Source organism: Nocardia pseudobrasiliensis NBRC 108224, from assembly GCF_001613105.1.
Classification (GTDB): domain Bacteria; phylum Actinomycetota; class Actinomycetes; order Mycobacteriales; family Mycobacteriaceae; genus Nocardia; species Nocardia pseudobrasiliensis.
On the sequence record NZ_BDBS01000060.1, the window covers coordinates 1 to 13,276 of the forward strand.

14 protein-coding genes are annotated in these 13,276 nt (G+C 68.6%); 10 read left to right on the top strand and 4 right to left on the bottom strand.

What is annotated here, in order from left to right:
- The 8 genes from sucB to NP4_RS35235 form a co-directional block, all read left to right on the top strand.
- Positions 1-789: 2-oxoglutarate dehydrogenase, E2 component, dihydrolipoamide succinyltransferase (gene sucB / locus NP4_RS35200; protein WP_068007260.1), on the top strand; the 789-nt coding region annotated here is incomplete at its 5' end.
- A gap of 8 nt (positions 790-797) precedes the next feature.
- Positions 798-1,697 carry a TIGR01777 family oxidoreductase gene (locus tag NP4_RS35205; RefSeq protein ID WP_068007263.1) on the top strand — a complete coding sequence of 300 codons (900 nt, stop codon included), beginning with the start codon at positions 798-800 and terminating at the stop codon, positions 1,695-1,697.
- 30 nt (positions 1,698-1,727) lie between these two features.
- Positions 1,728-2,330: a GNAT family N-acetyltransferase gene (locus NP4_RS35210; protein WP_174556210.1), complete on the top strand. Its 603-nt coding sequence runs from the start codon at positions 1,728-1,730 to the stop codon at positions 2,328-2,330.
- A gap of 77 nt (positions 2,331-2,407) precedes the next feature.
- Positions 2,408-3,139: a lipoyl(octanoyl) transferase LipB gene (gene lipB / locus NP4_RS35215; RefSeq protein ID WP_068007437.1), complete on the top strand. Its 732-nt coding sequence runs from the start codon at positions 2,408-2,410 to the stop codon at positions 3,137-3,139.
- A gap of 21 nt (positions 3,140-3,160) precedes the next feature.
- A complete protein-coding gene (gene lipA, locus NP4_RS35220; RefSeq protein ID WP_174556211.1) occupies positions 3,161-4,213 on the top strand; it encodes a lipoyl synthase in 1,053 nt (350 codons plus the stop codon).
- 158 nt (positions 4,214-4,371) lie between these two features.
- On the top strand, positions 4,372-6,573 hold the full coding sequence (locus NP4_RS35225; protein WP_068007445.1) for an elongation factor G-like protein EF-G2: 2,202 nt from the start codon (positions 4,372-4,374) through the stop codon (positions 6,571-6,573).
- A 64-nt stretch (positions 6,574-6,637) separates the two neighbouring features.
- A complete protein-coding gene (locus tag NP4_RS35230; protein WP_068007265.1) occupies positions 6,638-7,381 on the top strand; it encodes a DUF4191 domain-containing protein in 744 nt (247 codons plus the stop codon).
- A 190-nt stretch (positions 7,382-7,571) separates the two neighbouring features.
- Positions 7,572-8,432, top strand: coding sequence for a C1 family peptidase (locus NP4_RS35235; RefSeq protein ID WP_082876507.1), 861 nt, complete (start codon positions 7,572-7,574; stop codon positions 8,430-8,432).
- Between the two features lie 80 nt (positions 8,433-8,512).
- Here NP4_RS35235 and NP4_RS35240 read toward each other — a convergent pair whose 3' ends face one another.
- On the bottom strand, positions 8,513-8,974 hold the full coding sequence (locus NP4_RS35240) for an RDD family protein (protein WP_068007453.1): 462 nt from the start codon (positions 8,972-8,974) through the stop codon (positions 8,513-8,515).
- A 37-nt stretch (positions 8,975-9,011) separates the two neighbouring features.
- Positions 9,012-9,119 (bottom strand): CGNR zinc finger domain-containing protein, encoded by a 108-nt coding sequence (locus NP4_RS42220; protein WP_245997945.1) that lies wholly within the window; start codon positions 9,117-9,119, stop codon positions 9,012-9,014.
- On the opposite strand from NP4_RS42220, the gene NP4_RS35245 reads away from it, so the two are divergent.
- Both NP4_RS35245 and glnA read left to right on the top strand, forming a co-directional pair.
- Positions 9,073-9,507, top strand: coding sequence for an alpha/beta fold hydrolase (locus NP4_RS35245; protein ID WP_068007268.1), 435 nt, complete (start codon positions 9,073-9,075; stop codon positions 9,505-9,507). The two genes, NP4_RS42220 and NP4_RS35245, sit on opposite strands and share 47 nt — an antisense overlap.
- Before the next feature lie 282 nt (positions 9,508-9,789).
- Complete coding sequence (glnA, locus tag NP4_RS35250) at positions 9,790-11,226, top strand: type I glutamate--ammonia ligase (RefSeq protein ID WP_062512046.1); 1,437 nt, start codon at positions 9,790-9,792, stop codon at positions 11,224-11,226.
- 77 nt (positions 11,227-11,303) lie between these two features.
- Here glnA and NP4_RS35255 read toward each other — a convergent pair whose 3' ends face one another.
- Positions 11,304-12,659, bottom strand: coding sequence for a DUF2637 domain-containing protein (locus NP4_RS35255; RefSeq protein ID WP_068007270.1), 1,356 nt, complete (start codon positions 12,657-12,659; stop codon positions 11,304-11,306).
- Between the two features lie 147 nt (positions 12,660-12,806).
- The gene (locus NP4_RS35260; RefSeq protein WP_068007274.1) at positions 12,807-13,205 is read right to left on the bottom strand and encodes an RNA polymerase sigma factor; all 399 of its coding nucleotides are present in this window, start codon (positions 13,203-13,205) and stop codon (positions 12,807-12,809) included.
- Positions 13,206-13,276 lie beyond the last annotated feature (71 nt).

Below are 13,276 nucleotides of genomic sequence, written 5' to 3' on the forward strand. Positions count from 1 at the left end.
GCCCCCGCCGCGGCGAAGGCCCCCGCGGCTCCGTCCGCGCCGGCCGGTGTCCGCCCGGCGCTGCAGGCGCTGCGCGGTACCACGCAGAAGGCCAACCGCATCCGCCAGATCACCGCGGCCAAGACCCTCGAATCGCTGCAGACCACCGCGCAGCTGACCCAGACCCACGAGGTCGACGTCACCAAGATCGCGGCCCTGCGGGCGAAGGCCAAGGACGCGTTCACCAAGCGCGAGGGCGTGAACCTGACGTTCCTGCCGTTCTTCGCCAAGGCCGCGGTCGAGGCGCTGGGCGTGCACCCGAACGTCAACGCCTCCTACAACATGGAGACCAAGGAGGTCACCTACCACTCGGCCGTCCACCTCGGCATCGCCGTGGACACCGAGCAGGGCCTGCTCTCCCCGGTCATCCACAACGCCAGCGACCTGTCGCTGGCCGGTCTGGCCCGCGCGATCGCCGATATCGCCAACCGCGCCCGCACCGGCGGCCTGAAGCCGGACGAGCTCGCGGGCGGCACCTTCACGATCACCAACATCGGCAGCCAGGGCGCGCTGTTCGACACCCCGATCCTGCTGCCGCCGCAGGCGGGCATGCTGGGCACGGGCGCGATCGTCAAGCGGCCCATGGTGATCTCCGAACACGGTGAGGAGTTCATCGGCATCCGCTCGATGTGCTACCTGCCGCTGACCTACGATCACCGCCTGATCGACGGCGCCGACGCCGGACGCTTCCTCACCACGATCAAGCACCGGCTCGAGGAAGCCGCGTTCGAGGCGGACCTGGGTCTGTAAGCAGTTCCTTGAGGGTCGTGATCGCCGGTTCGTCCGGGCTGATCGGGACGGCGCTTGTGGCGGCCCTGCGGCGCGACGGGCACGAGGTGGCACGACTCGTGCGCCGTCCCGCCGCCGCCCGCGACGAGTTCGAATGGAATCCGGTGCGCGCGCAGGTGCCCGAACGGGCCCTGCGCGGCGCGGATGCCGTGATCAATCTGTGCGGCGCGGGAATCGGCGCGCGCCGCTGGAACGGCGGTTACAAACAGCTGCTGCGCGACAGCCGCATCACTCCGACCGATGTGCTGGCCGCCGCGGTCGCCGACGCGGGGGCGCCGACGCTGGTGAACGCCAGCGGCGTGCACTACTACGGCGGCGGCACCGGCGACCGGATCGTCACCGAATCCGCTCCCGCCGGAACGAGTTTCCTGGGCACGATGTGCGCCGACTGGGAGGCCGCCGCCGAACCCGCCGCCGCGGCGGGCGCCCGGGTGGTACTGCTACGCAGCGCGCTCGTGCTGTCGCGGCACGGCGGTCTGCTCGGCATGCTGCAGCCGATGTACGCGCTGGGATTGGGCGGTCGTCTGGGCAACGGCCGCCAGTACGTCCCGTGGATCTCCCTGGCCGACGAGGTCGGCGCGATTCGATTCGTCCTGCGCCACAACACGATTCACGGTCCGGTGAATCTGGTCGGCCCCGCGCCGGTCACCAATGCCGAATTCGGTCGCGCCCTCGCGCGCGCCAAACATCGCCCCGCCCGCCTGGCGATTCCGGCCCCCGTACTGCGGCTGGCCATGGGTGAATTCGCCGAGGAGGCGATCCTGCATGCCCCGCGCGCGATCCCCGCCGTGCTCGAGGAGGCGGGCTACACCTTCCGCCACCAGACCATCGGGCAGGCGCTTGGCGCGGTCTTCGATCACGACTCCTGAATCGCGGCGCTCGCCGGTTACCGTGTGCCGATGAGCGAGCAGGTGATCGTCCGCAACGCCCGCGAGGCTGATCTGCCGGAGATTCTGGCGATCCACAACACGGCCGTCGCCGAGACGACCGCGATCTGGGACGAGGAACCGGTGGATATCGGCGACCGGCAGCGGTGGCTGCGCGAACGGGAGTCCGCCGGACAGCCCGTACTGGTCGCCGAGATCGACGGCGCGGTCGCGGGTTACGCCACCTACTCGCAGTGGCGACCCAAGCGCGGCTTCCGCTACACCGTGGAGAATTCGGTCTACGTGGCCGATCGCTTCCAGGGCCGCGGGGTGGCCACCGCCCTGCTCACCGACCTGCTGGCGTGGGCTCGGGGCCCGGGTCGGGTGCACGCGATGATCGCGGCCATCGAATCGACCAACACCACCTCGATCCGGCTGCACGAGAAGTTCGGCTTCCGCACGGTCGGCGAATTGCCCGAGGTCGGCTACAAATTCGATCGCTGGCTGGACCTGACCCTCATGCAACTCACGATCGAACCCGATCCGAACGCCGCGGGGGACGCGGCCGTCCTGCCGCTGTGGGAAACGCCCGGGAACCGGCCCGAGGATCCGGATGGCGTACCGTCGATGTCGTGAGCGAGCCGTCCGTACAGAGCACGCCTGCGGGCGAATCCGCCCCGTCGACCCCTCCGGTGATCCCGGCCGCCGGTCGCGTGACCGAATCAGCCCGCTACGACAGCACTCCCGTCGTGGTCGAGGAGCTGGGCGTCATCGACTATCAGAGGGCCTGGGACCTGCAGCGCGACCTGGCCGCCGAACGCGCGGAAGGCCGCGGCCGCGATCATCTGCTGCTGCTGGAACATCCGTCGGTCTTCACCGCGGGCCGCCGCACCGAACCCGAGGACATGCCGATGGACGGCAGCCCGGTCGTGCAGGTCGACCGCGGCGGCAAGATCACCTGGCACGGTCCGGGCCAGCTGGTCGGATATCCGATCGTGCGGCTCGCCGAACCGGTCGACGTGGTGCACTACGTGCGCCGCCTCGAGGAGGCGCTCATCAGCGTCGTCTCGGGTCTCGGCGTGACCTGTGGTCGCGTCGAGGGCCGCTCGGGAGTGTGGGTTCCGGCGAACGACGCGCAACCCGAGCGCAAGGTCGCCGCGATCGGCGTGCGCGTCCAGCGCGGCGTCGCCCTGCACGGCATCTCGCTCAACTGCAATTCGGTCCTCGACGGCTTCGACGCGATCGTGCCCTGCGGCATTCGCGACGCCGGGGTGACGACGCTGACCCGCGAGCTGGGCCGCGAGGTCACCGTCGCGGAGGTGCGTCCGCTGGTGTCCGCGGCGATCCTGCGCGCCCTCGACGGCGACCTGCCCGTTTCCGAGCACACTATTACCCGCGTCACACCGGTCGGGGCGGGCGTCGGAGCACCCGCCAAGGCCGAATGAGACCGGCGTAGCATCGGTTCAGTGACCTCAGTCGACACCCCGACACCGAAGAACGGCGGGCTGAACCCAGCTCAACCGAACGGACGCAAGCTGCTTCGCATCGAGGCACGCAATGCCGAAACGCCGATCGAACGCAAACCCAAGTGGATCCGCACCCGCGCCACCATGGGCCCGGAGTATTCCGAACTCAAGGGCCTGGTGAAACGCGAAGGGCTGCACACGGTCTGCGAGGAGGCGGGCTGTCCGAACATCTTCGAATGCTGGGAGGACCGCGAGGCCACCTTCCTCATCGGCGGCGAGCAGTGCACCCGCCGCTGCGACTTCTGCCAGATCGACACCGGTAAGCCCGCCGCCCTCGACCGCGACGAGCCCCGCCGCGTCGCCGAGAGCGTGCAGGCGATGGGCCTGCGCTACTCCACCATCACCGGTGTGGCCCGCGACGATCTCGAGGACGGCGGCGCCTGGCTCTACGCCGAGACGGTGCGCGCCATCAAACAGCTCAACCCGAACACCGGCGTGGAGCTGCTCATCCCCGACTTCAACGCCGTTCCCGAGCAGTTGGCCGAGGTGTTCTCCTCGCGTCCGGAGGTGTTGGCGCACAACGTGGAGACGGTCCCGCGCATCTTCAAGCGCATCCGCCCGGCCTTCCGCTACGAGCGCTCGCTGGCCGTGATCACCGCCGCCCGCGAGGCCGGCCTGGTCACCAAGTCCAACCTCATCCTCGGCATGGGCGAGACCCCCGAAGAGGTCACCCAGGCCATGCGCGATCTACACGAGGCGGGCTGCGACATCCTGACCATCACCCAGTACCTGCGCCCGTCCCCGCGCCACCATCCGGTCGACCGCTGGGTCAAGCCGGAGGAGTTCGTCGAACACTCCCGCGTCGCAACGGAACTCGGCTTCGCCGGTGTCATGGCCGGTCCGCTGGTCCGCTCCTCCTACCGCGCCGGTCGCCTCTACGCCCAGGCGCTGGCCCACCACGGCCGCGAACTGCCCGCTGAGATGGCCCATCTCGCCGAGGGCGGCAGCGCGGCCCAGGAGGCCACCTCGGTGCTGGCGCGCTTCGGTTCCTGATCGATCCCGTACGAAACCCGCGGGTCCGTTTGTTCACGGGCCCGCGGGTTTGTCGTATCCGTCCATGTTTCGGGATCTTTCGAATCGCTGACAACCCGTGGTCCACGGTGGGAAGCTCGGATTAACCGCACATGTCGTACTCGGGGATCGAGGGTGTCATGGTCGAGAAGGCGAGCGCAGCTGCCGGAGGCAACGGCAGAGTGGCGACGGTCGAGAGTCCGGCCGATATTCGCAATGTGGTCCTGGTCGGCCACAGCGGATCCGGGAAAACCACCGTGGTCGAGGCGCTCGCCGTGGCCACCGGTGCGGTCACCCGGGCCGGCCGCGTCGAGGACGGCACCTGTGTGTCGGACTACGACGACATCGAACAGCGACAGCATCGTTCGGTCCAGCTGTCGGTGATACCCGTCCATTGGAACGACATCAAGATCAACCTTCTTGACACGCCAGGATATGCCGACTTCGTCGGCGAATTGAGGGCCGGTCTGCGAGCAGCGGACGCGGCCCTTTTCGTTGTCTCGGCCGCCGCGGGCGCGGAGGGCGTGGGCGGGCAGACCCTGGCGCTGTGGGAGGAGTGCGCCGCGGTCGGCATGCCACGCGCGCTGGTGATCACCCACCTGGACGCCGCCCGCGCCGATTTCGAGGAGATGGCCCGCACCTGCCGCGATATCCTGGGCGGCGGCGCGGCGGAAAGTATGCTGCCGCTGCATCTTCCGGTCTACGGGCCCAAGGCCGCCGACGGTCACCGACCCGTCACCGGGCTGATCGATCTGCTCACCCAGCAGGTCTTCGACTATTCCCGGGGCGAGCACACCCGTACCGAACCCACCGACGAGCAGAGCGATCTCATCGAGTCCAACCGCGGCCGCCTCATCGAGGGCATCATCGCCGAGAGCGAGGACGAAACGCTCATGGACCGGTACCTCGAGGGTGAGGAGATCGATCTCACCACCCTGGTCACCGATCTGGAACGCGCCGTCGCACGCGGCAGCTTCCACCCCATCCTGATCGCCGCTCCGCCGCCCGAGGGCGCCAAACAGGGTCTGGGCATGATCGAGATCCTGGACCTGATCACCCGCGGATTCCCCACGCCCGCAGAGCATCCCGTCGCCGCGAGCTCACCCACCGGCGACTCCGATCCCACGCCGCTCACCTGTGATCCGCGGGCGCCGCTGGCCGCCGAGGTGATCCGCACCGCCTCCGACCCCTATGTCGGGCGGTTGTCGCTGGTGCGGGTCTTCTCCGGCACCCTGCGCCCCGACGACACCGTGCACGTCTGTGGCCACGGGCCGGACGCGGAGCGCAATCACGACCTGGACGAGCGGGTGGGAGCGGTCTCGGCCCCGTTCGGCAAACAGCAGCGCCCGCTCGGCCAGGCCATCGCCGGCGATATCGCCTGTGTCACCAAACTCGGCCACGCCGAGACCGGAGACACCCTGTCGGCCAAGGACACTCCGCTGCTGATCGAACCCTGGCCGATGCCCGAACCGCTGCTGCCGGTGGCCATTCGCGCGCACAGCAAGGCCGACGAGGACAAGCTCTCGCAGGGGCTGGGCCGCCTGGTGGCCGAGGATCCCACCGTGCGGCTCGAGCAGAACGGCCAGACCCATCAGCTGGTGCTGTGGTGTCTCGGCGAGGCGCATCGCGAGGTCGCGCTGGAGCGGCTGCGTTCGCGGTTCGGAGTGCAGGTCGACACGGTCGACCACCGGGTGGCGCTGCGCGAGACCTTCGCCGGGACCGCGACCGGTCGCGGGCGGCATGTCAAACAGTCCGGCGGCCACGGCCAGTACGCCATCTGCGAGATCGAGGTGTCGCCGCTGCCGGAGGGCTCGGGTATCGAATTCGTGGACAAGGTGGTGGGCGGAGTCGTTCCGCGCCAATTCATTCCGTCGGTGGAGAAGGGTGTGCGCGCCCAGGCCCTCAAGGGTGTGGCGGCGGGGTATCCGCTGGTCGATGTGCGGGTGACGCTCTACGACGGCAAGGCGCATTCGGTGGACTCCTCGGACGCGGCGTTCCAGACCGCGGGCGCGCTGGCGCTGCGCGAGGCCGCCGCGGCCGCCAAACTCAATCTGCTCGAGCCGATCGCCGAGGTGCGGGTCACGGTGTCCGACGACTATGTGGGCGCGGTGCTGTCGGATCTGTCCAGCCGTCGCGGCCGGGTGCTCGGCACCGAACCGGGCGGGATCGGGCGCACGGCCATCCGCGCCGAGGTGCCCGAACTGGAATTGAGCCGCTACGCCATCGACCTGCGCTCGCTCTCGCACGGCGGGGCCCAGTTCACCCGGTCCTATACCCGGCACGAGGCCATGCCCGGCCAGATCGCCGACACCGTCCGAGCCCAGGCCAGGGCCTCGGCCTGACGGCCGGGTCGTTCTGTCCGATCCGCCTGCGCGGCGCCTGAGCGGTCCCCACTATCCTGAGAATATGGCAGCAGGTAAGGGCGGTAAGCCGTCGAAGGAAGCGAAGGCCGCGGCGAAGGCGGCGCGCAAGCAGGCGTCGAAGGAGCGGCGTCAGCAGCTCTGGCAGGCGTTCCAGATGCAGCGCAAGGAAGACAAGCTGCTGCTGCCGTTGATGATCGGCGCATTCCTCGGCATCGCCCTGGTGCTGTTCGTGATCGGCCTGTTCTTCCACCTGCAGTGGTTCCTGTTGCCGATCGGCCTGCTGCTGGGTGCGCTGGTGGCGTTCATCATCTTCGGCCGCCGCGTGCAGCGCAATGTCTACGCCAAGGCCGAGGGCCAAGCGGGCGCGGCCGCGTGGGTGCTCGAGAATCTGCAGGGCAAGTGGCGCGTCACCAACGGTATCGCCGCCACCACGCAGCTCGATGCCGTCCACCGCGCGATCGGCCTGCCCGGCGTCATCCTGATCGCCGAGGGCTCCCCGCAGCGCGTGAAATCCCTGCTGGCCCAGGAGAAGAAGCGCACCGCCCGCCTGGTCGGCGACACCCCGATCTACGACATCGTCATCGGCAACGACGAGGGCCAGGTCCCGCTCAAGGAATTGCAGCGCTACCTCACCAAACTCCCCCGCAATATCGACACCAAGCGGATGGATCTCATCGAGGGCCGCCTGTCCGCCCTGGCCACCCGGGGCGGCCCGGCCCTGCCCAAGGGTCCGCTGCCCAGCGGCGCGAAGATGCGCGGCATGCAGCGCACGATCCGCCGCCGCTGAGCGATGCCTCCGGCAGGCCCGCGTCCCTTCCGGACGCGGGCCTGTCGTCGTTCGAGCATGACTTGAACATCCTTGTCCCGCAAGCGATCCCGGCAGATATTGATTGCGTCGGAAAGTGCCGGTCGGTTCTCCCCCTCCTCGGGCGATTCCGGAGCCGCCCGGTGATCGCTAATCATGTCGGGAGAATTCCATGCGTTATTCAGCTTTACCCGCGGCCGTCGCATTCGCCGTGGGTGTCGGGATCATGTCGGCCGGATTCGCGCAGGCGGATCCGGGTGCGCCGCAACCGGTCAGCACCCATTTCTACGGCCTCGATATCAAGGGCGCCCAGGCCGCCGAGGCCAAGGGTGACACCAGCTACGGAACGGCGCTGCCGGTCCGGGTCGGTTCCGTCGCGCCGCCGGCGTCGTATTCGCTGCGCCAGTACGCGCTCCCCGCGGGCAACCAGGGTCGCGTCGGGTCGTGCGTGACGTGGGCGACCGGTTACACCGGGTTCGGCGTCTTGATGAACGAACAGAGCATCAAGGGCGGCCCGATGGCGCCGATGTTCATCTACTCGCAGATCGCCAAGGGCCATGACAACGGCACCTGGGCCTCGGTCGCGCTGCCGATGGAACAGAACCAGGGTATCGACACCAAATCCGATTACTGGCAGGGCGATTTCGACTACACCACCCAGCCCGATGCCAAGGAGCGCGCGAATGCCGCGCACTACAAGCTCTCCGGCAACAAGGATCTGACCCACGGCGACCGCGTCGCCAACATCAAGGCCGCGATCGCCTCCGGCCTGCCGGTCCCGATCGGCTTCACCGTGCGGCAGAGCTTCGAGAACCTGAACAAGAACAACTCCTACTACAACCCCTCCCGCGGCGAGCGGGCCCTGGGCGGCCACGAGGTCACCATCGTCGGCTACAACGAGAAGACCGTCACCATCGAGAACTCCTGGGGCGCGAACTGGGGCGACAGCGGCTTCTTCACCGCTCCCTGGTCGTTCATCACCGGCGGTGACGTGAGCGAGATCCACTCCATGGGCAAGCTCGTCGCCCAGTAGTTTTCACATCCGGTTCCCGTCGACGCCCTGGGTCGACGGGAATCGTTCGTGTTCGACTGGGAATCCACCCCACCCGAACGTCAGCGCAGGCGGATCAGGGCGGTGCCGGTGGCGCGGTCGTGCATGCCGCGGCTGTCGGAGTCGGTGAACAGCGCGGGGACCACGAAGATCAGCAGTATCTGGCGGACCAGGGCGCGAACGAAACCGACGGGCGCGTCGGCGTCGATGCGGAGCACGCGCATACGCAGGAAGAACTGGCCGGGGGTGAAGCCGAAGAACGTCACCGTGAGCAGGCCGATCGCGAACCACACCAGCAGGGTGACGGTATTGAGCGAACCGGTGCCGTGCACAATGAGCGCCGCGATGCCCATGGCGATGAACCAGTCCACGAACAGCGCCACGATGCGTCGGCTCATCGGGGCGATGGATCCGGCACCGGATTCCGGCAGGCCCAGGAGCTTGCCCGGATATTCGTCGGGGGCGGGGTCCCCCGGATCGGCCGCATTCGGCCCGGACAGCCAGGAACCGGTGATTCGTGCCATGGTCTCCAGCTTAGGCAGCGCGAGCGGGTCGACCACGTCACACCCGGCGCGCACGGTCGTAGTGCCTGCGGGCCTTGGCCCGATTACCGCAGGTGGCCATGGAACACCAGCGGCGACGCCCGCTGGGTGAGGGATCGAGATACAGCCACGAGCACGCGCCGCAGCGCCGCAGCCGCGCGAGTTCGGGGCTCGACAGCGGCGCGGCATATAGACCGCTGCGCGAAGACGACCTGCGGCTGTATCGGCGGCCCTGGCTCGGCCCGGACGGCCAGGCCGCCTTCTACCGCCAGCTCGCGCAGATGAGCGACCGCTACACCGACGAGATCGAGGACCACTACGACTCGATCGACTGCCCCGTCACCGTGCTGTGGGGCGAACAAGACCGCTGGATCCCTCTGGACCGCGGCCGCGAACTGGCCCGCCGTATTCCCGGCGCGACGCTGCGCCCGGTCCCCGAGGCCGGACATCTGCTTCAGGAGGACGCGCCGGAGGCCGTCGTCGCGACCGTGCTCGATGTGCTGGCCGCCGCATGACATTCGCGAGCCGCCGCCGTCTCCACCGCCCGCGAGCGGTTCGGGTGGGGCCGAGCCGAGCGACCGCACCGGACTGATGGCAGGATGTGCGTGCCGGCCGACATCCATCGGGCCTCGGCCGACCCCACGCGAGGTGCGACAACACCGCGCTCTCGCGGTGAGCGGCACGCGTAACACCAGCGAAACACGACCTTGATTTCGGGGAAACACCGCATCCATACCGTTCAGCGACGAACCCAGCAATCGGCACCTGGCTGGGAACCGATCCGTAAGGAGTACTAAGTGGCGTTCAGCACGGCCGACGAGGTCATCAAGTACATCAAGGAGGAGGAGGTCGAGTACGTCGACGTCCGGTTCACCGACCTCCCCGGTGTGCAGCAGCACTTCTCGATCCCGGCGAAGTCCTTCACGGCCGATCTGGCCGAGGAGGGTCTGGCGTTCGACGGATCCTCGGTGCGCGGTTTCCAGTCGATCGACGAGTCGGACATGCTGCTGCTGCCCGACTTCTCGACCGCCCGCATCGATCCCTTCCGGGCCGCCAAGACGCTGAATCTGAACTTCTTCGTCCACGATCCGTTCACCCGCGAGGCCTACAGCCGCGACCCGCGCAATATCGCGCGTAAGGCCGAGGAGTACCTGCGCTCGACCGGTATCGCCGACACCGCCTACTTCGGTCCCGAGGCGGAGTTCTACATCTTCGACTCCATCCGCTACGACTCGGCGATCAATGGCGCCTTCTACGAGATCGAGTCGATCTCCGGCTCCTGGAACACCGGCGCGGAGTTCAACCCGGACGGCACCCTGAACCGTGGTTACAAGGTGCGCAACAAGGGCGGTTACTTCCCGGTCGCGCCGTACGACCACTACGTCGACCTGCGCGACAAGATCTCGACCAATCTGCAGAACGCGGGCTTCGAGCTCGAGCGCGGCCACCACGAGGTGGGCACCGCCGGACAGGCCGAGATCAACTACCGCTTCGACACCCTGCTGGGCGCGGCCGACGATCTGATGCTGTTCAAGTACATCGTCAAGAACACCGCCTGGGCCGAGGGCAAGACCGTCACCTTCATGCCGAAGCCGCTGTTCGGCGACAACGGCTCGGGTATGCACGTGCACCAGTCGCTGTGGAAGGACGGCAAGCCGCTGTTCCACGACGAGGCCGGCTACGGCGGCCTGTCGGATCTGGCGCGCTGGTACATCGGCGGCATCCTGCACCACGCCCCGTCGCTGCTGGCCTTCACCAACCCGACGGTGAACTCCTACCACCGCCTGGTCCCCGGCTACGAGGCCCCCATCAACCTGGTGTACTCGCAGCGCAACCGCTCGGCCGCCGTGCGCATCCCGGTCACGGGCAACAACCCGAAGGCCAAGCGCATCGAGTTCCGCGCCCCCGACTCCTCGGGCAACCCGTACCTGGCCTTCGCCGCCATGCTGATGGCCGGCCTGGACGGCATCAAGAAGAAGATCGAGCCCGCGGCCCCGGTCGACAAGGACCTCTACGAGCTCCCGCCGGAGGAGGCCAAGAACATCCCGCAGGCCCCCACCAGCCTCGCCTCGGTCATCGACCGGCTCGAGCAGGACCACGAGTACCTCACCGAAGGCAATGTCTTCACCGAGGACCTCATCGAGACCTGGATCCAGCTCAAGCGCGACAACGAGATCGCCCCGGTCAACCTGCGCCCGCACCCGTACGAGTTCGAGCTGTACTTCGACGTGTAAATCGGCGTGTAGCAAACACTTCCGAGGCCCCAGCCGAATCCGGCTGGGGCCTCGGGGGTTGCCGGCCCTGCCGCGGTTCAGTGGGATCCGTTGCTGCTCACCTTCTGCTCGGGACGATCCTGCCGCACCGCCTCACCCAACATCCCCGGAATCCGACTCCGCCGCTCCTCCTCGAGATCACCGATGATCCGCCCCACTGTGCGGCGGCTGATATCCAGTTGAGAGGAGATCTCCGCCGGAGGCGTATTGGCCTCGTGCAGTTCACGCACCCGACGGCGCACGGTCGGATCGCGCCGCCGCGGCTTCGCCACCGCCGCCTTACCGTTCCCGGCGCTCGCGATCGCCGTGCCGGTCCGAGTACTTCCAACCGGCGTTCCCGTTCCCGCGCTCCCCGCCGATATTCCGTTCCCGGCGCTCACGATCGCCGTGCCGGTCGCGATACCGGCCGTCGTCGGCCCGTTCACGGCGCTGGCCGCCACCGCGTCGCTCGGCGGAACCCCCAGTGGCGCTGTGGGATACGGGTCGACCCCGGTGGTTTCGGCTGGGTCCGTTGTCGCCGGGTCGGGGCGGGGTCGGTTGTCGGGCGGGACCGGCAGCCACGGATTCGGCAGTTCCATATCCACCAGCGTCGATGTACTCGACAGCACGCCGATCATGTCCAGCAGCACTTCTCGTTGGCGCGGCGCGGTCACCAGGCCGCCCTCTTCCACCGCCGCGCGCATCGCCTTCTGCAGACGGCTCATCGCTCGGCGGGTTCGCCAGGTTCCGGCGTGTGAGTCGCGCAGTGAGCGCGCTCGGTCGTGGGCCAAGGCGACCTCGATCAGGCGGCGCTGGGTGGCTACCTCGCTCGCGGTGCGGTCGGTGGGGTCGGCGAGGCCGAGTCGGATCAGGATGCGTTCGGGGGTGAGTCGCCAGTTGATTCGGGTGAGCTGGCCGGCTCGGCGGCGTTCCAGCGCCATACTGCGTTCCCAGCCCCACGCGGCGACCAGCGGTGCGGACAGTCGGATCAGCAGTGTGCCGAGGTTGTCCGCGTCGGTCGCGGCCAGCACCGCGGACAGACAGGTGAGCACCCACATCGCGATGCCGTCCACACCGGCCGATCCACCGTGTCGCTGCGCGGCGCGGGCGCGCAGCGCGGAGGTGATCACCATGATCTCGAGGAATGCGAAGAACATGATCCGCAGCGACAAGGTCAGGTGCAGCGATTCCTCGAAGAACACCCACATGCCCTGCGCGCTCACCCCGGTGGCGATCGCCGCCGCGACCACGGTACCGATCTGCTCGACCGTGAGTTCATGACGCCGAACAAGTTTCACCGCTTGCCGCGCGCTCACGACCACCCCGGCCGTGAGCGCCAGCGTCGCCACGGCGGCCAGCAGCGCGGGAACGGGGTGCGCGTCGACACCACCGATGAATCGATCGATCAGCCTCATCAGATGGTTCCGATCCTTCCCGGAGTTCGCGCGTACGCCATCGCCGATTCTCGACAATCCGCCATGCCGCGCAACCGGAATCGGGGAATCAGTTGCCGAGGATCCGCGGACAGTCGGGCGCCGGGGTGCGCACCGGGGCGGTGAAACTCAGCCCGGCGCCCCGTCCCGGCAGCGATGTCGCGCGCGGGCCAACTCGGCATTGGCCGCGTCGCTCGCGCTCGCGGGTTGCGCGCCCGAGGAGGTCAGTTCGGCGATATCGACCAGCTCGACGACCTGCCGGTCCAGCGCGGGCAGTGTGGCCAACGCGGTCAACCGTTCTCGCCCCGATCGTTCGGCGTCGATGCGGCCGAGCAGCTCCGTCGCCTCGTCGACATCGAGCGGCCGCCGCCCGCCCAATCGGGCCCGGGCGTCTCGCGCGCGGGTCGCGTATTCGCAGTGCCGCGCGTACACCCGCCGCGCGATCCCCAGCACCCAGGCCCGCGCGGAACCGCGTCCCGGATCGAAGGTCTCGAAGGAGGTGATGGCCGCGACGAAGTAGGACAGCACCAGAGCGAACTGTGCCCGATACAGCGCCTCGAATTCGGTCGCCGGTCCGCCCGCACCGGTGTCGGGAGGAG

Bases quoted from the DNA above. Each gene is read 5' to 3' on its own strand.
- NP4_RS35235 (WP_082876507.1), top strand. From the start codon at position 7,572: ATGCGTTATTCAGCTTTACCCGCGGCCGTCGCATTCGCCGTGGGTGTC.
- NP4_RS35230 (WP_068007265.1), top strand. From the start codon at position 6,638: ATGGCAGCAGGTAAGGGCGGTAAGCCGTCGAAGGAAGCGAAGGCCGCG.
- NP4_RS35225 (WP_068007445.1), top strand. From the start codon at position 4,372: ATGGTCGAGAAGGCGAGCGCAGCTGCCGGAGGCAACGGCAGAGTGGCG.
- NP4_RS35210 (WP_174556210.1), top strand. From the start codon at position 1,728: ATGAGCGAGCAGGTGATCGTCCGCAACGCCCGCGAGGCTGATCTGCCG.
- NP4_RS35240 (WP_068007453.1), bottom strand. From the start codon at position 8,974: ATGGCACGAATCACCGGTTCCTGGCTGTCCGGGCCGAATGCGGCCGAT.
- NP4_RS35245 (WP_068007268.1), top strand. From the start codon at position 9,073: ATGGAACACCAGCGGCGACGCCCGCTGGGTGAGGGATCGAGATACAGC.
- NP4_RS35255 (WP_068007270.1), bottom strand. From the start codon at position 12,659: ATGAGGCTGATCGATCGATTCATCGGTGGTGTCGACGCGCACCCCGTT.